General features: G+C 71.8%; 22 protein-coding genes and 1 pseudogene. 10 read left to right on the forward strand and 13 right to left on the reverse strand.

Annotated features, from left to right (window positions below; translation table 11 throughout):
• Positions 1-63 precede the first annotated feature (63 nt).
• On the reverse strand, positions 64-1,353 hold the full coding sequence (locus MXD59_RS17155) for an aminotransferase-like domain-containing protein (protein ID WP_248825712.1): 1,290 nt from the start codon (positions 1,351-1,353) through the stop codon (positions 64-66).
• A 416-nt stretch (positions 1,354-1,769) separates the two neighbouring features.
• On the opposite strand from MXD59_RS17155, the gene mftR reads away from it, so the two are divergent.
• Positions 1,770-2,384: a mycofactocin system transcriptional regulator MftR gene (mftR, locus tag MXD59_RS17160; protein WP_248825713.1), complete on the forward strand. Its 615-nt coding sequence runs from the start codon at positions 1,770-1,772 to the stop codon at positions 2,382-2,384.
• A 166-nt stretch (positions 2,385-2,550) separates the two neighbouring features.
• On the opposite strand, the gene MXD59_RS17165 is transcribed toward mftR, so the two are convergent.
• Positions 2,551-3,171, reverse strand: coding sequence for a hypothetical protein (locus MXD59_RS17165; RefSeq protein ID WP_248825714.1), 621 nt, complete (start codon positions 3,169-3,171; stop codon positions 2,551-2,553).
• 163 nt (positions 3,172-3,334) lie between these two features.
• Between MXD59_RS17165 and MXD59_RS17170 the strand changes: the two genes are divergently transcribed.
• From MXD59_RS17170 to MXD59_RS17180, 3 genes are all read left to right on the forward strand, one after another.
• Positions 3,335-3,577, forward strand: coding sequence for a hypothetical protein (locus MXD59_RS17170; RefSeq protein WP_225438691.1), 243 nt, complete (start codon positions 3,335-3,337; stop codon positions 3,575-3,577).
• Positions 3,578-3,716: 139 nt separating this feature from the next.
• On the forward strand, positions 3,717-4,664 hold the full coding sequence (locus MXD59_RS17175; protein ID WP_248825715.1) for an undecaprenyl-diphosphate phosphatase: 948 nt from the start codon (positions 3,717-3,719) through the stop codon (positions 4,662-4,664).
• 212 nt (positions 4,665-4,876) lie between these two features.
• Positions 4,877-7,648, forward strand: coding sequence for a cation-translocating P-type ATPase (locus MXD59_RS17180; RefSeq protein ID WP_248825729.1), 2,772 nt, complete (start codon positions 4,877-4,879; stop codon positions 7,646-7,648).
• A 27-nt stretch (positions 7,649-7,675) separates the two neighbouring features.
• On the opposite strand, the gene MXD59_RS17185 is transcribed toward MXD59_RS17180, so the two are convergent.
• The 3 genes from MXD59_RS17185 to MXD59_RS17195 all read right to left on the reverse strand — a co-directional run bounded on the left by MXD59_RS17185 (position 7,676) and on the right by MXD59_RS17195 (position 11,586).
• Positions 7,676-10,036 (reverse strand): bifunctional copper resistance protein CopD/cytochrome c oxidase assembly protein, encoded by a 2,361-nt coding sequence (locus tag MXD59_RS17185; RefSeq protein WP_248825716.1) that lies wholly within the window; start codon positions 10,034-10,036, stop codon positions 7,676-7,678.
• Positions 10,037-10,038: 2 nt separating this feature from the next.
• On the reverse strand, positions 10,039-10,728 hold the full coding sequence (locus tag MXD59_RS17190; RefSeq protein WP_248825717.1) for a copper resistance CopC family protein: 690 nt from the start codon (positions 10,726-10,728) through the stop codon (positions 10,039-10,041).
• A 312-nt stretch (positions 10,729-11,040) separates the two neighbouring features.
• Positions 11,041-11,586, reverse strand: a complete 546-nt coding sequence (locus MXD59_RS17195) for a CchlQ (RefSeq protein ID WP_248825718.1) — start codon at positions 11,584-11,586, stop codon at positions 11,041-11,043.
• 789 nt (positions 11,587-12,375) lie between these two features.
• Here MXD59_RS17195 and MXD59_RS17200 point away from each other — a divergent pair.
• Together MXD59_RS17200 and MXD59_RS17205 are read left to right on the forward strand one after the other, a co-directional pair.
• A complete protein-coding gene (locus tag MXD59_RS17200; RefSeq protein WP_248825719.1) occupies positions 12,376-12,717 on the forward strand; it encodes an ArsR/SmtB family transcription factor in 342 nt (113 codons plus the stop codon).
• Between the two features lie 76 nt (positions 12,718-12,793).
• Entirely contained in the window at positions 12,794-14,014 is a 1,221-nt protein-coding gene (locus tag MXD59_RS17205) for a malic enzyme-like protein (RefSeq protein WP_248825720.1), read from the forward strand.
• On the opposite strand, the gene MXD59_RS17210 is transcribed toward MXD59_RS17205, so the two are convergent.
• Positions 13,998-14,618, reverse strand: a complete 621-nt coding sequence (locus tag MXD59_RS17210; RefSeq protein WP_248813806.1) for a TetR/AcrR family transcriptional regulator — start codon at positions 14,616-14,618, stop codon at positions 13,998-14,000. The two genes, MXD59_RS17205 and MXD59_RS17210, sit on opposite strands and share 17 nt — an antisense overlap.
• A 123-nt stretch (positions 14,619-14,741) precedes the next feature.
• On the opposite strand from MXD59_RS17210, the gene MXD59_RS17215 reads away from it, so the two are divergent.
• Positions 14,742-15,647, forward strand: coding sequence for an alpha/beta fold hydrolase (locus MXD59_RS17215; RefSeq protein WP_248825730.1), 906 nt, complete (start codon positions 14,742-14,744; stop codon positions 15,645-15,647).
• A 345-nt stretch (positions 15,648-15,992) separates the two neighbouring features.
• Positions 15,993-16,589 carry a dihydrofolate reductase family protein gene (locus tag MXD59_RS17220; RefSeq protein ID WP_248825721.1) on the forward strand — a complete coding sequence of 199 codons (597 nt, stop codon included), beginning with the start codon at positions 15,993-15,995 and terminating at the stop codon, positions 16,587-16,589.
• A gap of 31 nt (positions 16,590-16,620) precedes the next feature.
• On the opposite strand, the gene MXD59_RS17225 is transcribed toward MXD59_RS17220, so the two are convergent.
• The 4 genes from MXD59_RS17225 to MXD59_RS17240 form a co-directional block, all read right to left on the reverse strand.
• Entirely contained in the window at positions 16,621-17,439 is an 819-nt protein-coding gene (locus tag MXD59_RS17225; RefSeq protein WP_248825722.1) for a hypothetical protein, read from the reverse strand.
• Positions 17,440-17,638: 199 nt separating this feature from the next.
• Positions 17,639-17,992: a YdeI/OmpD-associated family protein gene (locus tag MXD59_RS17230; RefSeq protein WP_248813800.1), complete on the reverse strand. Its 354-nt coding sequence runs from the start codon at positions 17,990-17,992 to the stop codon at positions 17,639-17,641.
• 166 nt (positions 17,993-18,158) lie between these two features.
• Positions 18,159-18,581, reverse strand: coding sequence for a hypothetical protein (locus tag MXD59_RS17235; RefSeq protein WP_248813798.1), 423 nt, complete (start codon positions 18,579-18,581; stop codon positions 18,159-18,161).
• Entirely contained in the window at positions 18,578-18,787 is a 210-nt protein-coding gene (locus MXD59_RS17240; protein WP_248813797.1) for a helix-turn-helix transcriptional regulator, read from the reverse strand. Before MXD59_RS17240 ends, MXD59_RS17235 begins: the two co-directional genes overlap by 4 nt.
• A 412-nt stretch (positions 18,788-19,199) precedes the next feature.
• Here MXD59_RS17240 and MXD59_RS17245 point away from each other — a divergent pair, with 412 nt between their 5' ends.
• Positions 19,200-19,505: a hypothetical protein gene (locus tag MXD59_RS17245; RefSeq protein WP_248825723.1), complete on the forward strand. Its 306-nt coding sequence runs from the start codon at positions 19,200-19,202 to the stop codon at positions 19,503-19,505.
• A gap of 440 nt (positions 19,506-19,945) precedes the next feature.
• Entirely contained in the window at positions 19,946-20,209 is a 264-nt protein-coding gene (locus tag MXD59_RS17250) for a GNAT family N-acetyltransferase (RefSeq protein WP_283097061.1), read from the forward strand.
• Positions 20,210-20,433: 224 nt separating this feature from the next.
• Here the strand turns inward: MXD59_RS17250 and MXD59_RS17255 are convergent, their stop codons facing one another.
• From MXD59_RS17255 to MXD59_RS17265, 3 genes and pseudogenes are all read right to left on the reverse strand, one after another.
• Entirely contained in the window at positions 20,434-20,715 is a 282-nt protein-coding gene (locus MXD59_RS17255) for a GlsB/YeaQ/YmgE family stress response membrane protein (RefSeq protein ID WP_248825724.1), read from the reverse strand.
• 301 nt (positions 20,716-21,016) lie between these two features.
• Complete coding sequence (locus MXD59_RS17260) at positions 21,017-21,772, reverse strand: hypothetical protein (RefSeq protein WP_248825725.1); 756 nt, start codon at positions 21,770-21,772, stop codon at positions 21,017-21,019.
• 301 nt (positions 21,773-22,073) lie between these two features.
• Positions 22,074-22,520, reverse strand: a pseudogene (locus tag MXD59_RS17265) (hypothetical protein); the annotation flags it as partial.

The raw sequence follows: 22,520 nt of genomic DNA on the forward strand, positions 1-22,520 counted from the left end.
CAAACGGCCCGTTTCGGTAAAGGTTCCCCATCCCGGAGAGGTCAGGAAAGTCGGCCCTTTTGGTCAGCCCCGCCCGGTGGCTCGTCCGGTGGCGCCGGCGAAGGCGGCGCCGAGCCGGTCGAGGCCCTCGGCGACGCGCCGCGGGGAGTGCGTGGTGAACGACAGCCGCAGCGTGCGCGGGTCGGCGGCACCGGGATAGAAGGCCGCGCCCGGCACATAGGCGACCCGCTGGGCCAGGGCCGCCGGCAGCAGGGCGGTGGCGTCCAGACCGGCGGGCAGGCGCACCCAGACGAACATCCCGCCCGCGGGCCGGTTCCAGTGGCTGCCGGCGGGCAGTGCCGCGGGCAGCCCGGCCAGCAACGCGTCGAGCCGCTCGCGGTAGGCGGCACACATGAGCGCGATCCGCGCGTCCGGGTCCGCGGTGGTGAGGTAACGCGCGGCCGCCGCCTGGTCGACGGTGGACGTGTGCAGGTCCGTGGCCTGCTTGGCGATCACACAGGCCCGTCGTAGCGCCGCCGGTGCCCGCAGCCAGCCCAGCCGCATACCCGGGGCCATGGTCTTGGACAGACTGCCGAGCAGCACCGTGCGATCGCCTGCCGCGGCCAGGCCCGCGATCCACGGCTGCGGCTGACCGGAAAGGCGCAGCTCACCGTATGGATCGTCCTCGATGATCCACATTCCGCGCCGGGCCGCGATCTCGGCGACGGCGTGCCGGCGCGCGGCGGACATCGTGCGTCCCGTGGGGTTCTGGAAGTTGGGCACCAGGTAGAGCAGCCGCGGCCGGTGCTGACCGACGATCTTCTCGAGGTCGTCGGGCCGCACCCCGTCGTCGTCGGTGGGGACCGCGACGACCCGGGCGCCCGCGAGATCGAAGGCCTGCAACGCGGCCAGATAGGTCGGTTCCTCGACCACCACCGTGTCACCGGGATCGAGCAGCGCGGCGGTGAGCAGCGCCAGCGCCTGCTGTGAACCGGAGGTGATCACCAGATCGTCTGCCTCGGTCCCGAGGCCCCGCCGGGTCAGCCGGTCGGCGAGCACGGCACGCAGCGCCGGGTCACCCTCGCTCGTCGAGTACTGCAGCACCTCCCGGGGCCGTTCGACGAGCACCTCGGCGTAGGACCGGCGCAGCCCCTCGGCGTCGAACAGCTCGGGGGCGGGCAGGCCGCCGGCGAACGAGATCAGCTCCGGGTCGGCGGTGAGCGCGAGCAGGTCACGCACGGGGGAGGTGCGCAGCCGACTGGCCCGCGCGGCGAGCGCGACGGGCGCGGCGACCGTGGGACCGGTGACTGTGGAGCTGGTGGCCGTGGGGCTGGTGGCGGCGGCGCTCACGGCGGCGGGGCTGACGATGCTCATGTGACTGACGGTGGCTCCCACTCTGCGACTGCGCGGCGAGGATGTCGCCGCGATGACACGTCGCCTCGACGATCTCGCGATCCAGATGTCCCGAGGTATGGGACCATGTTCTCATATCCTGGGGACGATCACGGTTGGCCTGATCACGGCTGGTCTGATCAGGGCTGCTCTGACCACGGCTGGCGGGGCGCGATCCGGGGTGGCGGATGCCCGTCCGGCTGGCCCGTCCGATGATGGTGGCCTGGTGAGAGCAACAGCGCACCCGGGTGGCGGCAGACGCCCCGCGGGCATGGGAACATCACGGGCAGGGCTGTCGCGCGGGCAGCCCGCCAGAGTCCGGGACGCGGCCACCGCCTGCCTCCCGGCAGGGCTGGCAGCCGACGTACGGTGGGCACAGACGGAGGGGTGGTGAGCCCGTGGTCGCCCCGGTGGCACCGCCGCGCGGAGAAGGCCGGCGTACCGGCCGACGTCCGGCGACGAACGCGGCCGAACTCGAACGCCTCGCGCTGCACCTGTTCACCGAGCGCGGTTTCGACGAGACGACGGTGGACGACATCGCCCGCGAGGCCGGTATCGGCCGGCGCACGTTCTTCCGCTACTTCGCGTCCAAGAACGACCTCGCCTGGGGCAACTTCGACGCGCACCTGGTCGTGATGCGCACGGCCCTGGCCGAGGCGGCACCGGACGCGCCCGCGCTGGACGTCCTGCGTCACGCGATCCTGGAGTTCAACACCTACCCGCCGGCCGAGGGTGTCTGGCTGCGCCGGCGGATGGCCCTGATCCTGCGCACCCCCACCTTGCAGGCCCACTCGACGCTGCGCTTCGCCAGCTGGCGCGACGTGGTCGCCGAGTTCGTCGCCGGGCGGATAGGCCAGCCCGAGAGCGCCCTCATCCCGCAGTCGGTGGCCGCCGCGCATCTGGGTGTCGCCGTGACCGCCTACGAGCAGTGGCTGCGTACCGACGACGCCGACCTGGTCATCATTCTCGACGAGGCCCTGCGCCTCCTGGCCACCGGCTTCGCCCTGCTCTGACCCGCGCACCTCCTCCCGGCCGACCCGCACCTCCTCCCGGCCGACCCGCGCATCTCCCGGCCGATCCGCGCACATGCCGCCCGTGGTGGGGCGATGCGTCGGCGGTGGTGTGCTGGTGGAGGTGGTGGTGGGTGGGTGGTGCGGTGGCAGGGTGGGCGGTCTGCTGTCAGGCTGTGCTCCCATCGATGCGATCCGTAATGTCGACGGCTGTCGGCGGGGGGATCGTCCGGCGGGGGAGGTACGGCTCCATGGCAGGCATGAGCTCGCACAACGGCGTCGGCCCGGGGTATGTCGTCCTGCGTGGCGGCGGCCCGATCACCGGTGTCTCCGTCAGCCCGCTGTTCATGTCCCCGGACCAGGACGGGCCCACGCCGTCCGGGCCCACGCCGTCACGGGCCGCGTCGGCATCACCTCCGGCGTCGGCTGGTCCCGCGCCGAGCCGGCCGGCACCGGCCCCTGGTCCTGCGGCCCCCCGCACCAGCGGCGCCTCCCGTACCAGTGCCCCTCGGACCAGCGCGTCCCGTACCAGCACTCCTCGGACCAGTGCCCCTCGGACCAGTGCCCCTCGGACCAGCGCGTCCCGTACCAGCACTCCTCGGACCAGCGCCCCTCGGACCAGCGCGTCCCGGACCAGTGCCCCTCGGACCAGCGCGTCCCGTACCAGCACTCCTCGGACCAGCATGTCCCGTGTCAGTGCGCCTCGGACCAGCACGTCGCGGGCGGTCGGGGTGCGGGTCGCCTCGGGGCGGTCTACGGCCGCGGTGCGCCAGGCGGAGGGTGGACGCACACCAGCCCGTGGCGGTACGGGGGGACGCGGCGCCACCGCCACCACCCGCGGAGTGCCGTCCACCAGGTCGGATCGGGTGGTCGGAACGGGCCCGGCGGGTCAGGTGGGTGCGGGTGGGGGAGGCGCGTCCGGGCTGGTGCGCCGGCGTGAGATGACAGTGCGGATGCCGTTCGTGACGGCCCATCTGGAGGTGGCGGTTCCGCAGCCGCCGGCGCGGCTGCGGGTGGGGCCGCTGGGCGTGCCGACGCCGGGGCGGGTGGCGTACTACCTGGGGCTTGGCGCTCTGGTCGCGGTCGAACTGGTCGAGTGGCCGGTGGCGCTCGCGGTCGCGGCGGCGAGCCATCTCACCGACCGCACCCGGTCGACGCCGGGCGGCGCCAGGGCGCGGGAGGCCGGCCGACCGTAGCCGACGGTCGCCGGCCGGATGGCGCCGGGGTCGCGCCAGGCCCGCCGTGCACGGACGTTAGCGTGAGAGCCGTGCGGATATGGGGTGGGTACCGGGTTGGGCGTGGTGGGCCGACGAGGGATCGACGGCGGGTGGCGCGGTGAACTATCCGCAGGCCACGATGCTGGGGCTGGTCCAGGGGCTGACCGAGTTCCTTCCGGTCTCCTCCAGCGCCCATCTGCGGATCACCGCCGCGGCGGCGGGCTGGGACGATCCGGGTGCGGCGTTCACCGCCATCACCCAGATCGGCACCGAAGCCGCCGTGCTGCTCTACTTTCGCCGGGACATCGCCCGGATTCTGCGGGCGTCGGCCCGGTCGATCCGGGACCGGGAGGCGCGCCACGACCCGGACGCGCGCATCGGCTGGCTGGTGCTGCTCGGCACGATCCCGATCGGTGTGCTCGGCCTGACCTTCCAGGACGCCATCGAGGGGCCGTTTCGGGACCTGCGCCTGACCGCGATGAGCCTGATCCTGCTCGGCCTCGTGCTCGGCGGCGCCGATCGTTACGCCGCCTCCGGCCGGCGCAGGGGTCGCCACGCGCTGCCCCGGCCCCGGCGAACCCTGGAGGACCTGTCGGTGCGCGACGGGGTGCTTTTCGGTTTCGCGCAGGCCGCGGCCCTGATCCCGGGGGTGTCCCGATCGGGGGCGACGATCAGCGGCGGCCTGCTGCTCGGCTACACCCGGGAGGCCGCGGCCCGCTACTCGTTCCTGCTCGCGATGCCCGCGGTGCTGGCCTCGGGCCTGTTCGAGCTGCGGCATCTGATCGGTTCGGGCGACGAGGACGCGGGCGACACCCCGTCGGCCTCGGCGGCCACGCAGTCGGCGTCGTCGGTGGCGGGTGTCGCGGAGCTGTCGTGGGGACCCACGCTGCTGGCCACCGGTGTGGCGTTCACCACCGGGTACGCGGCGATCGCCTGGTTCCTGCGCTACATCTCCTCGCGGAGCTTCGCGCCGTTCGTCGCCTACCGGGTCGGGCTGGGGGTGCTGCTGCTCGTCCTGCTCGCCGCCGGTGTTCTCGACGCCCAGGCGGGCACCCCGCAGGACTGATCGGGCGGACGGGGCTGGGCCGCACCGCCGCGCGGCGGGCCCGGTCGGGTTCGCGCGGTGGGACGGACCCGGTGGGGCGGCCGCGCCATGGATCCGTGTGGTCGACTACGGTGGTCGCGCGGACCCTGCGGTGTGCGGACCGGTGTGGTCGGCGGGATGCCTCTGGGCACTGGCCGAGGCGGCATGTGGCGCGCGACGGGCTGGAGGAGACGATGGATCGGCCACCGGCCGGACAGGACCAGCCCGCGGTGCTCACGGGTCTGACCACGGCCGAGGTGGCCGAGCGGGTCGCCGACGGCCGGGTCAACGACGTGCCGGTGCGCTCCAGCCGGTCGGTCGCCGAGATCGTCCGGGCGAACGTCCTGACCCGGATCAACGCGCTGATCGGCGTCCTGTTCATCCTGGTGGTGATCGTCGGACCGGTGCAGGACGCCCTGTTCGGCGGTGTGATCATCGCGAACACCCTGGTCGGGATGTTCCAGGAGCTGCGGGCCAAGCGCACGCTGGACCGCCTGGCCCTCGTCGGCGAGGCCCGTCCCCTCGTGCGCCGCGACGGCATCGCAGCCCCCCTGCACACCGCCGAGATCGTCCTGGACGACATCATCGAGCTCGGCTCCGGTGACCGCATCCCCGTCGACGGGGAGATCGTCGCCGCCGACCGGCTCGAGGTCGACGAGTCGCTGCTGACCGGTGAGGCCGACCCGGTGCACAAGCAGCCCGGGGACACGACGATGTCCGGCAGTTTCGTCGTCGCCGGCAGCGGGGCGTTCCGGGCGACCCGGGTCGGCCGGCAGGCATACGCGGCGCAGCTCGCCGAGGAGGCCAGCCGCTTCACCCTGGTCCGCTCGGAGCTGCGGACGGGGATCAGCACGATCCTGCGCGTGGTCACCTGGATGATCATCCCGACCGGTATCGCGCTGATCATCAGCCAGCTGCTCGTCAACGACAACGACCTGCCCGAGGCGATCCGCCGGATGGTCGCGGGCCTCGTCCCGATGGTGCCCGAGGGGCTGGTGCTGCTCACCTCGGTCGCCTTCGCCGTCGGCGTGGTGCGCCTGGGTCGGCGCCAGTGCCTGGTGCAGGAGCTGCCGGCCATCGAGGGCCTGGCCCGGGTCGACGTCGTCTGCCTGGACAAGACCGGCACCCTCACCGAACCCGCGATGGACGTCACCGAGCTGCGCCTGGTGCCCCCCGGCACCGCCGGTTCCCCCGGTGTCGGGCCGGGTTTGTCCGAGGCCGGTGCGAAGGACGACGGGGGTGGCCGGGTGCGGGCGGTGCTCGGCGCGCTGGGCGCCGCGGACGGCCGCCCCAACCCGAGCCTGCAGGCGATCATCGACGCCTACCCGGCCCCCACGGGCTGGGCGGTGCGGGCGGCCGCCCCGTTCTCCTCGGCCCGCAAGTGGAGCGGCGCGACACTGGCGGACGACACCGACACCGTCACCACCTGGCTGCTCGGCGCCCCCGACGTCCTGCTGCCCGCCGGGCATCCCACCCTCGCCGAGGCCGACGGGTTCGGCGAGCAGGGCCTGCGGGTGCTGCTGCTCGGCCAGACCACGACATCGCTGGACGCGGCCCTCGCCGACCCGGCCACCGTCGCGGGCACGGTCACCCCGACGGCGCTGGTCGTGCTCGCCCAGCGGCTACGCGCCGACGCGGGCGACACCCTGCGCTACTTCGCCGAGCAGAACGTCGCCGCCAAGGTCATCTCGGGGGACAACGCGCTGTCCGTCGGCGCGGTCGCCCGCGGTCTCGGTCTGCCCGGCGCCGAGCATCCGGTGGACGCGCGCACCCTGCCCACCGACCAGGACGCCCTGGCCGACCTGCTCGAACGCCACTCGGTGTTCGGCCGCGTCACCCCGCAGCAGAAGCGGGAGATGGTCGCCGCGCTGCAGTCGCGCAAACACACGGTGGCGATGACCGGTGACGGCGTCAACGACGTCCTCGCCCTCAAGGACGCCGACATCGGGGTCGCGATGGGCTCCGGTAGCCAGGCCGCCCGCGGCGTCGCCCAGATCGTCCTGCTCGACAACAGCTTCGCCACCCTGCCGTCGGTCGTCGCCGAGGGACGCCGCGTCATCGGCAACATCGAACGGGTCGCGAACCTCTTCCTGACCAAGACCGTCTACTCGGTGCTGCTGGCCGTGCTCGTCGTCGTCACCGGCGTGCCGTACCCGTTCCTGCCCCGCCACCTCACCCTGCTCGGCTCCCTGACGATCGGCATCCCGGCGTTCTTCCTGGCGCTGGCCCCCAACAGCGAGCGGGCCCGCCCCGACTTCGTCGGCCGGGTGCTGCGTTTCGCGATCCCCGCCGGGGTGATCGCCGGCGGGGCCACCATGGCGTCCTACCTGCTGGCCCGGTCGATCTACGCCGACCTCGAGGCCGAGACGTCGATGGCCACCCTCACCCTGTTCGTCATCGCCCTGTGGGCCCTGGCGATCGTGGCCCGCCCCTACACCTGGTGGCGGATCGCCCTGGTGCTGACCATGGCCGTCGCGTTCGTGCTGGTTCTGGTCATCCCGTTCGGTCAGGACTTCTTCCAGCTCTCCCTGGTCGGAACCACCGGCCCCCTGAGCGGTCTCGCGATCGCCGTCGGCGCGGGCCTGCTGCTCGAGATCGCCTGGGTGATCATCCGCCGCCGCGATGCCGCCGCCACCGCCCGCGAGGGCCTCGCCGCCACCCACCGCCCCCACGTCCAGCGCAGCCACGTCCGCACCCTCCCCGCCGCGACCACCACCACCACCACCAACACCACCGCTGCCGCCGGTCGCGCTCCCGTCCCCACCTCCCCGGTGACGCGCGCCGGCGCCTCCACTCCGATGGTCACCGTGGTGCGGTCAGCCACGGTCCCGCCAGCCGCCGTGGTGCAGCCATCCGTGGTGCCGTCGGCTGGCCCCGCCGGGTCGTCAGCCGCGCTGCCGGCACCCGCGAGGCCGAAGGCGGATTCCGCGAAGTCGACGTCGGATTCCGCCGCGTCCGGTTCCTGAGCCCGAGCCGGCGGGACGGGCGGCTGGTCAGGCGGACGGGAGGGTGCCGCGGGCGGGGGGTTCCTGGTTGTCGGCGGCTTCGCGGGGGCGGGGCGGGCGGATCGGGCCGGGCACCGTCGTCATGCCGGTGGGCGGGAGCTGGCCTCCGCCGGGGCGAGCGGACAGCCGCGCCAGGTACGCGTTGTAGGCGTCAAGCTCGACGTCGACGTCACCGGCGGCGGCGATGCGCCGTTCGCGGTTGCGGTTGCGCCGGTCATCGGTGCGGGCCCACTGGGCGACGAGCACCAGCAGCACGGTGAAGGTCGGCAGCTCCCCGAACGACCAGGCGATCCCGCCGGCGGTGTGCTGGTCGCTGAGCGGGCTGGACCCCCACGGCCGGACCAGCCGGTCGTACCAGCCCGAGCCCAGCAGGTTGGACGTCCCCATGATGGTCAGGCCGAGGAAGGTGTGGAACGGCACGATCGCGATCAGCATGAGGATGCGGCCCGGGTGCGGCAGCCGGCGCGGCAGCGGGTCGATGCCGATGATCAGCTCGAAGAACAGCAGGCCGACCGCGAGGAAGTGCACGTTCATGTAGAGGTGGCCGAGATGGTTGCTCATGAGCGTGGACAGCAGCGACGTCAGGTACAGCACGTACAGACCGCCGACGAAGTTGATGCTGACCACCACCGGATGCGTCAGGAACCGCACCGGCCACGAGTGCAGCCCGGCGACCAGCCATTCCCGCGGCCCACTGCGATGCGGGGCCTTGGCCGGGCGCAGCGCGCGCAGCGCCAACGTCACCGGCGCACCGAGGACGAGCGGGATCGGCGCCAGCATGTTCAGCAGCATGTGCTGGGTCATGTGCACGCTGAGCAGCACCGGGCCGTAGCGTCCGAGTCCGCTGGAGGTCGCGGCGACCACGACGAACAGGCCGAAGAACCAGGCGATGGTGCGTCCGATCGGCCAGCGGTCGCCGCGGGCCCGCAGGCGCAGCAGAGCGGCCAGATACGTCCCCGCGCCGAGCAGGGAGCCGATGAGGAACACCCAGTCGATACGCCAGTCCAGCGCGAGGCGCCAGGCCGTCACCGCCGGTGGCATCGGATAGCCGAGCAGCGCCCGGTTCGCATCGTTCGGCACGAACGCGTCGTCGACCGGGGGAGCCGTGCGGGACAGCCCCACCGCGAGCCCGAACGTCGCCACGAGCACGATCAGCTCGACCCCCGCGAGCCGCAGGAACCGCCCGATGACCGCCGTCCGTCCCACATCGACACCACCACCGGACGCGCTGGACGCGGTGGTCGAGGCCGACGCGCTGGTTGAGGTGGACGCGGTGGTCGAGGCTGACGAGGTGGACGCGGTGGTCGACGTCGACGAGGTGGTCGAGGTGGTCGCGATGAGCCGGTTGACGACTCGGCGTCGCAGCACGGCACCGAGGAGGACCGCCGCGATGAGCCCGGCCGTCTTGAGCAGGACGAGGACGCCGTAACGGGTCTGCCACAACGGTTCGACGCCGCCGAGGCGCAGCGCCGCACTGCCGATGCCGGTGAGCGCGGTCGCGGCGGCGGCGAGGGTGGCCACGGCGCCGTATCGCCGCAGCGCCGGGCCGAAGGAGGCGAGTGGAAGCCGGGCGACCGAGAGCAGCCCCAGCAGGCCACCGACCCAGCTGGTCGCGGCGAGCACATGCACGGCGAGCGCCACGACCGCCACCGCGTGATCGCCGGAACTCGCCGCATGCCCGGTCAGGATCGGCGGCAGCAGCGCCGCCCCCGCGACGATCAGCAGCGCGCCGGCGGCGGTGGTCGTGGTCACGGTCCGGGCGATGATCGCGAGGACGAGGGCGAGTGCCGCGACGATGAGCAGGGCGCGTCCCTGCCCGGTGGACGTGACGAACAGGCGCAGCGCGTGCCGGTCCAGCACGTCACCGGCGGGTCGGGCGGAGACCTCGGAGAGGGTGAAGACCAGCTCGGCGAGGGTCGCCACGAGCCAGACCACCGCCGCGTTGGCCGCCTGCCGGCCACACCGACGGGCCGTCGCGGTCAGGGTCTTCGGCGCCGCGCCGCGGGCGGAGGGCAGCAGGGTCGCGGCGGTCAGCAGCCAGCCCAGTGTGGCCACCGCGGCGATCCGCCCGACCAGCTGGGCCATCGGCAGCGCCCAGTTCGTCCCCGTGCCCGACGACGGCAGCCCGGGCAGCCGCAGCGGCCCCGGCCCGGTCCAGACCACCAGCGCCAGCACACCGAGCCCCGCCAGCCCCGCGGCCACCGCGATCGGTGGCATCCGTCCGGCCGTCCCCCGTCGAGGGGAATCCTCGGACGTGGCCGAGCCCGCCGGGACGCCCGTGGGGTCGGGTGGGGCAGCGCTGTCGCCGGCCGCGTCCGAAGGCGTGCCCGGTGCGGGGGGGAGGTCCATGATCAGTGTTCTCCCGGACGGCGTCGACGTCGGACGAAGTACAGCGCGCCCCCGACCACCGCGACCGCGAGCACGCCCAGACCGGCGATGCCCCACCCCCCGATGCCGCCCCCGTCGTCAGGGTCGTCGGCGGTGGTAGCCGGGGTCGGGACAGCGCTGGCGGACGCGTCGGTCGCCGTGGCCGTCGGCGAGACAGTGACGGCGGAGGCGCCCGGCGAGGTGGTGGTGGGCGGGGTGGCGTCCGGCGGGGTGGTGGGGGTCGGTGTGGCGGCCTGCGTGACAGTGAAGGTGAAGGTACCCCCGATGGGATGACCATCGGCGGACACCGCCTGATAGGAGACGGTATACACACCGTTACTCGTCGCCGTCAGCGGCTGGTGAACGGTACCGCCCTGCACCCGTAGTGCCCCGTCCGTGTGGGGAGCACCGTCGGGCCCGGTGACGGCCACCCGGGTGTAGCGGGACGAGATCGACTCGCTGAAGGTGAGGGTGACCTCGGTCGGCGGGTCCGCCACGGTGGCGTCCGCGGCCGGGGAGGTCGACACCAGCCGGGAGTGGGCCGAGGCCGGTGCGGCCAGCCCGATCACCAGCGCCGGCAGCGCCACGAGCAGGCAGGCCACCACGCGCCCGATCGGCGCCCGCGCCCGCTCGCGGTGACGGCTACCAGCCCGGACCTGCCCCTGTCGTCGCACCCCCGAGATTCTACGCCCGGTAGAAAGTCCATCCTGGCCGCTGTTGGGCGGCCCGGCTCGGTAGCAAAGGCCACACGTCGTCGCCAGGAGCCCCACGATTCCGCCTCCGCACCCCCGCCCACCGGCCCGGCCACTCTCCGCAACCAAGCCAGGCATCACCTTCGCAGCGGGCAATCCACCCCCGCCACCACCACGCCCCGCAACGGGTCCTGGCAAGATCCAGTGACCTCTGAGCCCATGCGGAGGTGACGAGATGCGGCCAGTCCGGTGGACAAACCTGGCGATGCGCGGCCGGGGTGGACCGGTCTCCGGTCAGGCGCCGCTGGCGGCCGATCGGCAGATCGGGCAGCGATCGTTGCCGTCCCAGCTGTCCCAGCCGAAGACCATGGGCGACAGGGCGGTGGTCTCCAACTCGGCGCGAACTGCCGCCCGGTAGCGCCAGACCGCGTCCAGGTAGGGGTGGTAGGCGTCATGGAAGGGCGCCGACGACAGGCCGGCTCCGGTGGCGACCACCTGCCGCAACGTGCGCAACCGCTCGAACATCGCCTGGCCGGCGCCGGCGACTGTCGCGGTGGCGTCGATGAACAGCCGCTCGCGCACGTCGTAGATGCCCGCATCGGCCAGCACCGCCCGCGACGCCGCATCGGGGTCACCGCTGCCGGTGTTGTCCTGGGCGATCTGACGCAGCCGGGTGTGACAGACACCCGCGGCCACGATGAACGCGATGTAGGCATCCCGCTGCCGCAGCAGGTGGCCTCGGTCGTCGTCGCGCCGGCCACGCAGATGATCGGCCAGGACGGTGCCGGCGATCGCGATGACCGCGCCGCTGGCGGTCGCGACCAGTGTGCCCCAGTCCACCTCGCTCCTTGCTCCTTTCCTGCGAGCACCCAGGATAAAACGATCGACACCAGTCACGCTTCCACTGAAGCGGAGGACCAGGAACACCTCGGCCCGTTCTGCTACGAACCGGCTGTCGCCGACGACGCCACCACCGTCGATCTTGAGGTCGGATTCGCCACGGACCGCGCGATGGCCTCGCCGCGGGAACGACGAGATGGGAGGTCCACCTGACGAAACCCGCACCCGGCATGGACCCCCGCGATCTGAGCACCGAGCTCAACCTGATCCTCACGGACTGATCGACCGGCCGACCACGTCCCCACCCGGGCGTCTGATCGTCGGCGGAGCCTGCCCGCGGCTGCGCGTTCTCGTCGCGCAGGCGTGAGAGGTCCGGTGCGGGGAGACGTCCTCCCACCGTGACGACGCGGGGCTCGTCGGTTCACGCGGCGATGGGGGGCAGGCATGATCCTGCTCGACCGTCCGGCGGACATCTCCCGGGGACGCGGCGCCATGCTCGCCGCCTGGGACCGCCTGTTCACCTGAGACCAGGCGGCGGAGGTCCACGCGGCACCGTCGGCGGCTACGACGCCGAGTACCACTACGACCGCGCAGGGTGTCGCCGGTGTCCTGGTGCATCCTCTGCCCTCTGGCATCGCCAACGCCCAGACCCGCCGGGACTCGTCCTGGTCTTTCTTCAGAAGACAACGAATTGCATAATTTTTCAATTGATTATGTAGTAGTTTTCGAACGTGGAACCTCGTGGCCTCGGCCGTCGTGTGTGGGGCGTCCGGGAGGAAGGGGGCTGCGGTGCAGGTGCCGCTGTACCAGGCGAAGGCGGAGCTGTTTCGGATGTTGGGTCATCCGGTGCGGATCCGGGTGCTGGAGCTGTTGCAGGCCGGGCCCATGCCGGTGCGGGATCTGTTGGCAGCGATCGAGATCGAACCCTCGAGCCTGTCGCAGCAGCTCGCGGTGTTGCGCCGGTCGGGGATCGTGACCGCCACCCGCGACGGTTCGACCGTGGTCTACGCGCTGGCCGGGGTCGACGTGGCCGAGTTGATGCAGGCCGCGCGGCGGATCCTCACCGGGATGCTCGCCGGTCAGGCGGGGCTGCTCGAGCAGCTCCGTGGGGCCGAGACGAGTGTGCGGTGACCGCGGGAGCCGCACCGCACCGAGCGCCCCGGTCCTGGACGGCGCCGTCCGGGCCGGATGTCAGGGCGTCGAGGCGATGATCTCGAATCCGCCCGGGGCGAAGCCCGCCTACAGCATCCGCGTCCGCGTCCCGGGATCGGCGGCGGCGACCGTCGCGGCGGTCGTGGCTGATGCTCCCGGCACGATCACGGTGCACTCCGACGAGTCGGATCCCGTCGGCGATCGTCACATCACCCTGGACGCCGACGGCGACCCCACGTTGCGCTGGCTTGTCAGTGCGCTGCGCCAACGGCTGGGCGCGGATCTGCTGCTGGCCGAGGACCTGGTCTTCGTCGCCGCGTCCACCGGCAAGCTCGTCCAGCGGGCCTGCGCTGCGACCACGACCAGCCACGACCTGGCGTTGTCCGACGCGGACGCCGACCGACGCGTCATCGACTACCTGGCGGACCATCCCCGCCACGTCGACCGGGTCACCGGCCGTTCCCGCCGGGTGGCGCTGCTGACCGACGCCAGCGCGGTGCTGGACTTCGAGCCGCTCGCCCCTGAGGCCGCCCTGCCGGCGGTCGAGTCCCAGGCGCTGCACCTGCACCTGGCCACCGGCCTGGACGTCGTCCCGCTGCCGGTCGCCGCCCGCGACCCTGCCGATCTTGCGACCGCGATCGGCCTGCTCGCCCCGGGGTTCGCCGCCACCGTCCTGGTCCACACCCACCTGCACCGCGTCGACGCCGCCCGCGCCGCGCTCGCGGCCGACTCCCACCTGCTGCTCGACACGGTCAACGACGGCCTCGCCGTCGCCGCCACGGCCGCGGTGCTGGGCTACCTGCGGGCGCGCGGCATCACCCCGGGCCGCGCCCGCGTGGCCGTGGTCGATCCCGCCCGAGGCGGGGACCTGGCCGGCCTGCTGATCGCGGTCGGCATCGGCGATCTCACGCTCTACGACCCGATCGAGTACGGCGTCCAAGCGCTACACCGGCTGGCCCCTGACCTCGACCTGATCGTCGATCTGATCGGGCTGGCGGCGCCGCCGCAGGGCGTGTTCGTCCTGCGTGCCCGCCCGGAGACTCCTCCTCCGCTGGCCGCTGCCACCTCGGGGCCCCGTCCGCTGCACGCGTTGCCCGGGCTGCTGCGCGCGGCCGTCGCCGTCCGCCGGCCGATCACCATCGAAGCTCGGGTCGCCGCCGTGTACGCCCTCGTCGCCGCGACACCCTCCGAGGCGCTGCTGCCCGCGCTCGACCACCCGCGCCTCACTCCCGCCGTCGCGGCGGCTGTGACCCGTGTCCTCACCGCCGGTCCTTAGTCGGCACGTCGGCGATGAAGATCCGGTCGAGGGAGTGGTCGAGGATCGCCAGGGCCTGCGCGGGGGTGTAGAGACCGGCCAGGAGCGGTCCCACCAGACCGTGGGTGAGCCAGAACAGCGATGCGGCCTCCTGCTCGGGGTCGAGGTCGGGGTGCAGGTGGCCGTCGCGCTGGGCGGCGCGTAGTCGTTCGGTGGTGGCGGCGAGCAGGCCTCGCAGGCCCTCGGACAGTGCCGCGGCGTAGGCCGGCGTGACGGCGGCCCGGGAGTAGAAAGCCACCGACACGGCCGCCTCGGCTCGGCTGTCCTCGCTGGTGGGCAGCAGTTCGGTGAACACCGCGCGGGCGAGGTCGCGGGGGGTGGCCTCCGGCAGATGCGCGAGCCGTGCGTGCAGGCGTGTGGCGACGCGTTCGCGCATGTGCTCGAGCGCGAACAGCAACATCTCGTCCTTGGTCCGGAAATAGTGCTGGACCATCCCCATCGACACGCCGGCCTCGGCCGCGACGTCACGCAGGCTGACCGCTTCGGCGCCGTGGCTGGCGGTCACCCGGAACACCGCCTGCGCGATGTGGCGGCGCCGTTCGAGCGGGTCCACCCGCTTGGGCATCACAACCCCCTTTGGCAATGCGAGCGCATTGCATCGGTGCCACGTCCCCCTTAGCATGTCAGTTGCATTGCCAAGGGTTCTGCCTCGTTGCACCACCTCACCGCAACGGAGACGCCGGTGACCATGTCCTTCGCCCAGCACGGCGACGTGAAGATCGCATACGAGACGTTCGGTCCACCCGACGGTGAACCACTGCTGCTGATGATGGGTCTGACCTTCCAGATGATCTGGTGGCCGGACGGTTTCTGCCGAAAGCTCGCGGACCGGGGGTTCGCCGTCGCCCGCTTCGACAACCGCGACGCGGGCCTGTCCACCCACTTCGCCGACGCGCCCGGCACGACCGGGCGGGCGCTCACCGCACGTGGTGGCGGCCCGGCCTACCGCGTCGACGACATGGTCGGCGACGCGGTCGCGGTCCTCGACGACCTCGGCTGGAGTTCCGCCCATCTGCTCGGGGAGTCGCTGGGGGCCACGCTCGCGCAGCTGGTCGCGATCCACCATCCTTCCCGCGTGCGCAGTCTGGTGTCCGCGATGGCCGGTGGGACCGGCGGCGCGCTCAGCAACCTGCGCAATCTCAAGATCGGCACGTTGCTGCGGCTGGCCACCAAACGCTACGACAACACCCGCGAAGGGGACGTGCGGCGGCTGGTCGACACCTACCTGCTCATGTGTTCGCGGCGACACCCGATCGACGAGGAATGGGTGCGTGCCACCGCCGAGGCCTCCATCGACCGCGACCAAGACCCCGGCGGGACTCACCGTCAACTCGCCGCGGCCCGCACCGCCACGAACCTCCGAGCCCAGCTACGCCGGCTCCAGACACCCACCCTCGTCATCCACGGCGAGGACGACCCCTGGATTCGCCTGCGCGCCGCCCGGACCCTGGCAAAAACGATTCCCGGTGCCCGGCTGACCACCTATCCCGACATGGGACACGAGTTCCCAGAACATCTGTGGGCCACCATCGCCGCCGACGTCTGGGACAACGCACAGGCCGCTACGACCGCACCGGCCCCCGAACACACCTGAACACGGCCACTCCCGGATACCGCCACTGACCGCGGAGCGCGTCTCGGCAGGCACGCCGGACCGGGCACGAGAGGCATCACCGCCCTGAGGGCCAGAACGTCGCGTCGCTTTTCGGCTCGCACCTTTCAGGCTGGTCAGCGGTCATGACGCAGGCCTTCGACATCGGTGCGGGCATAGCGACCGAATCGGCCGGGCGTTGGAGGTCCAGGGCCGTGCGCCCGGCCAGGTACTCGGCGGCCTTCTCCGAAGCGTCGGGGCGCCGGATCTCGGATGGGTAGGGTTCGTCCGTGGAACGTGCCGTCAGCTGTGACCGGCGTCGGTGCTGCCGGCGGGAAGGAGTGGTGTGTGCGCAGGTTGGTCTATTTCGTGGCGTCCACCCTCGACGGGTTCGTGGCGGGTCCCGACGGTGCCGATCCCACCGGTCCTGACGGGTTCTGGCCGGTGCCGCAGGACTATGTCGATCACCTCGTCGCCGAGTACCCGGAGACCCTGCCCGGCCCTGCCCGGCTGGCCCTGGGTGTCACCGCCCCGGGAACCCGTTTCGACACCGTCCTGGAAGGCCGGCGCAGCTACGAGGTCGGGCTGCGGGCCGGCCTGACGAACGCCTTCCCGCACCTGCGGCACCTGGTGTTCTCGCGCACTCTGACCGTGAGTCCGGACCCGGGGGTGGAGCTGGTCGCCGCCGATCCGGTCACGACGGTGCGGGAGTTGAAACAACTGGACGGGAAGGACCTCTGGCTGGTCGGTGGGGGTGAGCTCGCCGGCGTTCTTTACCCGGAGATCGACGAGCTTGTCGTCAAGCTGGGGCCGCTGACCCTCGGCACCGGCATCCCGTTGTTCTCCCGCGCCGCCGTGTTCGACCCGAGAACCTGGATGCTGGCCGACCACACTGTCCTGAAAAGCGGTGCGCTTTTCCTGACCTACCGCCGGTCGTCCTCCTAGCGGGACAGTTGCACCCACCGCCGCCCCGGGATCAGGGCAGGGTCACCGAGGGCAGTACCCGGCCGGTGCCGTCGCGGGCGAACAGCGACAGCGGCGGCTGGAGCCGCGCCTGCTCGGGTGTGTCGACCGTCCTGCGCCAGGAGAGGGCGAACGCACCCGTGGTACCGACGGGAACGTGGATCGCCTCCCCGCTCGGGATCACGGCGAACAGCTCCTTCACCTGCGGGGACACCCGCCCGAAGGCACGCCAGAACCAGGTCGGGTGCACCCAGTCGGCCACGACGCCATCCGTGGCGCTCGTGTTGAACACCTCGATCGGTGCCCCTGGTGGCCGGGAGAAGTCAGGGCTGCGCTCCGAGTGCCACCACTGGAGCATGGGCTTGTCGGACCAGGAGAAATCCGGCGGGCCGTCGCGGCTGACCAGCTCGACCAGGCAGGCCGCCAGACCCTGACTGTTCTGGACGAGCACCAGGGGGCCGTCGACCGCGACGAGCAACCGGCTGCCACCGTCCGACGACCCCGGGCTGCCGTTGATTCCCGGGACGCAGCGGTGGACGACCGCTGCCTCGGCGTCGGCATCGAGGTCGAGCAGCCGCTGGGTCTCGACGAAACGGAGCGTGACCGGCTTTCCCTCCGGGCCGGCGGGGAGCACGACAGGCGGGGGTCCGACCGGGCTGGCCGACCCGGCCGGTATCGCGGCCGGGCCCTCGCGGCCAGGGTCGCCGCACGCGGCCAGGGCGACGACCGCCGCGGCGACGACGGCGGCGGACCGCCAGCGCCTGCGGCGGACGGCACGGGCGACCCGCGACCCGTGGCGGTCCACGACCCCACCCTCACCCTCGATACGCATCCGACCTCCATACAAGCCCGAACGCCGCCGACCGGTTGCCGACGGTGACGCGGCCGCTGTGTCGATCTTCTCGGGCGCGCGGCACGGGCAACTCCGCAGCCGCCGGTTGCCGTCGAATCCAGCGGTGGCGCTGGGGCGCGTCTCACGGCCTGCCGCCTCGGCGCAGGTCATCGTCGTGCCCACGTGATCAGTTCGGCGATCAGTTGATCATATTGCCGAGGGTGTGGATCAGCCAGCGGGACACGCCGGGCGCGGCGGCGCTGACGCCTGCTTCGACGCCGGTCTCGACGCCCGCTTCGACGCCTGCCTCGGCGAGGCCGGGGCGCTCGATCGCGTGCCGTAGCACTCCGTGGGCGGCGTGCTCGGCGGTGATCGCGGCGCGTTCCCGGCGTAGGCGGGCCGTGCGGGGTTTGGCGACCCACTCCGCGAACAGGGTGCGGGTCCGCTGGTCGGCGGCCTGCCAGCCGTCCCACGCCCCGTCCGTCTCGTCCAGCGCGGTGATGAGTTCTGCTGGCAGCGGTGGTCCGGCGGCGTCATCCCCCGTGGTGGTCACCGGGTCATTGTCGGCGATCATCCACATATCCGGTAGCGGAAGGGGCGCGCACGGCGCTGACGGGTGCTGGGTGGGGCAGCACGTGAGGTCCTTGACGCCTGGCCGCTCGCTCTGAGGTGAGGCGGAGCCGGCCTCGACCGCCGAGTCGGGTGGTCGAGGCCCGCGGTCAGTGGCGGGTGCGCACGACGGCCAGGGCGATGGCATAGGACACGCCGCCGACCGCGCAGACCAGCGCCCACGGATAGCCACTGCCCCCGCGGGCCAGGTCGACGACCAGGCCACCCACGCAGAACGTTTCCATCGCCAGCGCGGACAGGGCGGTGGCGCGCAAATCGAGAGAGCGTTGCCGCTCGTCGCCGGCCACCCGCAGCAGGGCCGCGACGTCGCTGCGACCGCCGGCCACCACGAAGGCGACGACACCGATGACCACGTAGAAGACGGCCAGGACCAGCGCCAGGTCGCGGTCGCCGCCCAGCCAGGCTCCGAGCGTGATGGCGCCGCCGCCGAGGAGCAGGACGGCGGTGGTGGCCAGTCGGCCCAGCCGGTGTGTTCGTGGTGGCCGAGGCGTGCGGGTCGGTGAGGTGGTCATCGTTTGCCTCCGTCGTCGTCGAGGTCGAAGAGCTGTTCGACCGGGGTGGAGAAGAAACGGGCGAGCTGGATGGCCAGCGGCAGCGACGGCAGGTATCGGCTGGTCTCGATGGCATTGATCGTCTGGCGGGACACGTGCAGCGCACCTGCCAGCTCGGCCTGCGACATCCCCCTGGCTGTTCTCAGCGCCCGGACCGAGTTCCGCATGATGTAAAGGATGCTTGACATCAAGGTGCGATGTCAAGCCTCCTTTACATGGAGGGCGAAGGTGCGATGTTGCCCTGTGGTGTCTGGCGGCATCGACGCGGCGGCCGCCGACCTTGGCGCGGGCGCCGCCGTTCCCGTCCTGGACGACGGCGCCTTCCGCGCCCCGCCCGGGAGCGCCTGGCCCGCCGCGCGAGCGCTGATCGCCCGGGCCGTGGTGGGGTGTCCTTCATCCCCGAGTGAGGTGCGGAACCCGCCCTGCCGGGCCCCGGTGGCGTATCCGTCCCACCTCGCCCATGCTGTAACCGGCGGCGATCGAATCCGTGCTATAGGTGACATCGTCGTGACGAAGTGGCCACCGTCCAGTGCCCAGCGGCGTCTCCACGAGCCGTGACCCCACGACGGGAAGCAGAACATGATCCTCAAACGGACGTTGTTGTCGAAGCTCGCCCTGTTCCTCGCCATTGCCGTGGCCTTCGTGCTCCTGCCCGTCGCCGCGGCGCAGGCGCGACCCGTGGGAGGCGCCCGGGTCGACCGACCCGGCGCGGTCGTCGTGCCCCCACGGGTCTACCGGCCGGGCGTGGTCTACGGGACCGTGCCCGATACCAGTGCCTCGCCGACCTCCGGGCCGACGGTGGTCTATGTGCCGCCCCGGGTCTACACACCACCCCGGGTCTACGTGCCGCCCCGTGTCAACCAGCCGGGCGTGGGACGCCGCTGAGTACGGTGCCCGCGCACCGGTCCGTGCGGGACGCGCCCGCCACCGCGCGCTGCCCGCACGGACCGGAAACCGAACGGTGGTTCGTCACCCCGATCGCCGAAGCGCCGCCCGTCCGGCCACCGGATGCGGCCCCGCGGGTCAGCGGATCTTCCGCCATCCGCTTGGGAGGTGATGGCGACGGCCCGGCGGACGAAGGCGTCACTGGTGAGCTGGGTGAGCATGACGTCGGCGACGTCGGCGTAGGAGACCTTGGAAGTGATACCCAGACGCGGCTTCCCGGGTCACTAGAATGATCGCGTGGACAGCGATCGTCTCCTCGCAGGGCTGGTGGTCAGACCGGCGACAGCGTCGGACGTGGCCACGCTCGGGGCCCTGAACGCCGCTGTGCAGGAGTTGCATGTCCGCGCGCAGCCGGCCGAGTTCACGGCGCCTGATGCTACCTGTACGCCGAGGAGCAGCGTCGAGAAGGGGATGCTTTCAAACGGTCGTCCAACGACCTCCACATCCACCATCTCGGCACCCGCGCCGACCGGCGCAAACGCGGCGTCGGGCGAACCCTGATGGCCGCGGCGGAACAGCACGCGGCGCACCGCGGGCTGGACGTTCTGCGTCTCAGCACGGGAAGCTTCAACGCGGATGCCCAGGCGTTCTTCGCAAGCCTGGGATACGAGCCGTACAGCATCCGGTTCATCCGACGCCCCTGAGCCGAGACGGTCAGGCGAAACCTCTGCCGAGCTGCTCTCTGCGCGCGGCGAGCGGCGCCGGGGTCGGGGTCGGCATCAAGGGTGGGGGCGCACGGCCAGAAGGGCAGCCGCCGGCTATCGCCCAACGGCCGATGCCCACCGTCTGGCCGGGGCGGCGACGGTGGGCATCGGGGGGACGAAACGGGGGCGTGACGCCGGCTACGGACGTCCCACGTGAACGAGCCTCAGCGGTGCAGGGCGCGGCTGCGACCGCCGACGGCACGCCAGATCAGCAGCACCACGATGCCACCGAGGATCGACCCGACGATGCCCGACGGCTGCAGCGCTCCCTCCCCGAAGTCCTTGTCGAACAGGACGTAGCCGAGGAAACCACCGACGAACGAGCCGATCACGCCGAGCAGGATCGTCGCGGGAACGCTCATCGGATCACGTCCGGGCACGAGCAGCCGGGCGACAGCACCCGCGATCAGACCGAGAACAATCCACGTGAGCAGAGTCCAGAGCATGACAGGGGCCTCCGACAGATGCTGATCATCGGCGCCCGGCTCGGCCGATGATCGACGACTGGATGGATCCCGAGGTACCCACCGTCTCGGCCAGCGCAAACCTGGCGTTCACCGTCTGCTGGCCGACGGCGTGGCCGGATCGTCGTGCCCTTCGCCGATGCTTGCCGGGTGCGGTCCGCGTGGCGGGTTCTCACCTGTGCGGCCCTGGTGGCCCCGCCTCGTCGTCGCGGTCCGGCAACACACCGTGGACGGGCGTGCATCTACTCCCTCGACCTGAGCCAGGAAGCGGCCGGCGCAGACCTCAGCTGTTCCCCGCGGCTCCAGTTGGCTGTGTGGACTGAAGGCTCTGGAGTCCTAGTGAGCCGATGAAGGAAAAAAAGGAATAGAGATTATAAAGGAACTGGTGGACGGGGTCGTAGCTGCCGAGATCGGGGGCCGCCGACTCGTCCTGGGTGTCCTGCGGCCAGAACCCTTCGGCTGTTCCGTTGTCGGTGATGCTGTCCGGTGCGAACGGTCCGGTGGTGGTGTTGTCGGTGATGCTGGCCGGAGTGAACGAGCCGGAGGTGGTGCTGGTGATGCTGTCCGGTGTGAAGGAGCCGGTTGTTCCATCGCCGAGGGCATCGTCTGGTGCGAACGGGGTGGTCACTCCGTCGCTCGAGCCGGTCAGACCGCCTTGGGCGTTACCCGCCCCGAACGCGCCGGTGGAGCCACCCTGGGAACCGTTCTCCTTGAAGGTTCCCGTGGACCCGCCCTGTGCGTTGGCGCCCGGTCCGAACGCGTTGGTAGGACCGCCGATCGCGGTGTTCCAAACTGAAACTATCGAGATTGCCGGGACGCTCGGGAACAGTTCTTTTTCCTTGTCGTCCCATGTCCATGGCAGCGTTTCGTGCCAGCTTGGCAGGCTGTAGTCGGACGTTTGTCCCGGTATCGCTGCGTAGGTTGGAGGCGTATCGAACAGCGTGGCTATGTTGGCTCTTGCTGGCGCCGCAGACAGGATGGTGATGGCGGATATTCCACCAGTCAGCCACAAGGCGGGCAAGCTTTTCCTGAGAATCATGACGTCCCCGCTCGAAACTAGGATCCAAAGCGTCTCGGCGAGAGAATAATGATTGCTTCGCTGAAACAGCCGGCCGCTGGCATCGGCGTGTTGCGGAAGATTTCAAATATACCGGTCAGGTTGGGGTAACCGGATGCTCGGTTCCGTCGTGTCGGCGAACCTTCGCGATGTTGTGGCTTTTGCCGTGGTCGGTGTAGAGGCAGCCCTCCGTCTCCCGCCCGTTTCAATGTATTCCACGAAGGGAAACGGGAGGGCCGCCGTTGGCTACGTACAGGGAAGGTATTTTGGTGCTACGGGCAGATTAGTCGAACGAGCCGGTCGAGCCGCCCTGGGCACCGCCGCCACCGAACGAGCCGGTCGAGCCGCCCTGGGCACCGCCGCCACCGAACGAGCCGGTGGAGCCGCCCTGGGCGCCGCCGCCACCGAACGAACCAGTGGAGCCGCCCTGGGCGCCACCAGGTCCGAAGGAGCCGGTCGAGCCGCCCTGGGCGCCACCAGGTCCGAAGGAGCCAGTGGAGCCACCCTGGGCGCCGCCGCCACCGAACGAGCCGGTCGAGCCGCCCTGGGCGCCACCGTTACCGAACGAGCCGGTCGAGCCGCCCTGGGCGCCACCAGGTCCGAAGGAGCCGGTCGAGCCGCCCTGGGCGCCGCCGCGTCCGAAGGAGCCAGTGGAGCCGCCCTGGGCGCCACCAGGTCCGAAGGAGCCGGTCGAGCCGCCCTGGGCGCCGCCGCGTCCGAAGGAGCCAGT

The sequence above is a fragment of the Frankia umida genome, assembly GCF_023242945.1.
Classification (GTDB): Bacteria; Actinomycetota; Actinomycetes; order Frankiales; family Frankiaceae; genus Frankia; species Frankia umida.

Bases quoted from the DNA above. Each gene is read 5' to 3' on its own strand.
- MXD59_RS17155 (WP_248825712.1), bottom strand. From the start codon at position 1,353: ATGAGCATCGTCAGCCCCGCCGCCGTGAGCGCCGCCGCCACCAGCCCC.
- MXD59_RS17170 (WP_225438691.1), top strand. From the start codon at position 3,335: ATGCCGTTCGTGACGGCCCATCTGGAGGTGGCGGTTCCGCAGCCGCCG.
- MXD59_RS17180 (WP_248825729.1), top strand. From the start codon at position 4,877: ATGGATCGGCCACCGGCCGGACAGGACCAGCCCGCGGTGCTCACGGGT.
- MXD59_RS17185 (WP_248825716.1), bottom strand. From the start codon at position 10,036: ATGGACCTCCCCCCCGCACCGGGCACGCCTTCGGACGCGGCCGGCGAC.
- MXD59_RS17205 (WP_248825720.1), top strand. From the start codon at position 12,794: ATGATCTCGAATCCGCCCGGGGCGAAGCCCGCCTACAGCATCCGCGTC.
- MXD59_RS17210 (WP_248813806.1), bottom strand. From the start codon at position 14,618: ATGCCCAAGCGGGTGGACCCGCTCGAACGGCGCCGCCACATCGCGCAG.
- MXD59_RS17215 (WP_248825730.1), top strand. From the start codon at position 14,742: ATGTCCTTCGCCCAGCACGGCGACGTGAAGATCGCATACGAGACGTTC.
- MXD59_RS17225 (WP_248825722.1), bottom strand. From the start codon at position 17,439: ATGCGTATCGAGGGTGAGGGTGGGGTCGTGGACCGCCACGGGTCGCGG.
- MXD59_RS17235 (WP_248813798.1), bottom strand. From the start codon at position 18,581: ATGACCACCTCACCGACCCGCACGCCTCGGCCACCACGAACACACCGG.
- MXD59_RS17240 (WP_248813797.1), bottom strand. From the start codon at position 18,787: ATGCGGAACTCGGTCCGGGCGCTGAGAACAGCCAGGGGGATGTCGCAG.
- MXD59_RS17245 (WP_248825723.1), top strand. From the start codon at position 19,200: ATGATCCTCAAACGGACGTTGTTGTCGAAGCTCGCCCTGTTCCTCGCC.
- MXD59_RS17255 (WP_248825724.1), bottom strand. From the start codon at position 20,715: ATGCTCTGGACTCTGCTCACGTGGATTGTTCTCGGTCTGATCGCGGGT.
- MXD59_RS17260 (WP_248825725.1), bottom strand. From the start codon at position 21,772: ATGATTCTCAGGAAAAGCTTGCCCGCCTTGTGGCTGACTGGTGGAATA.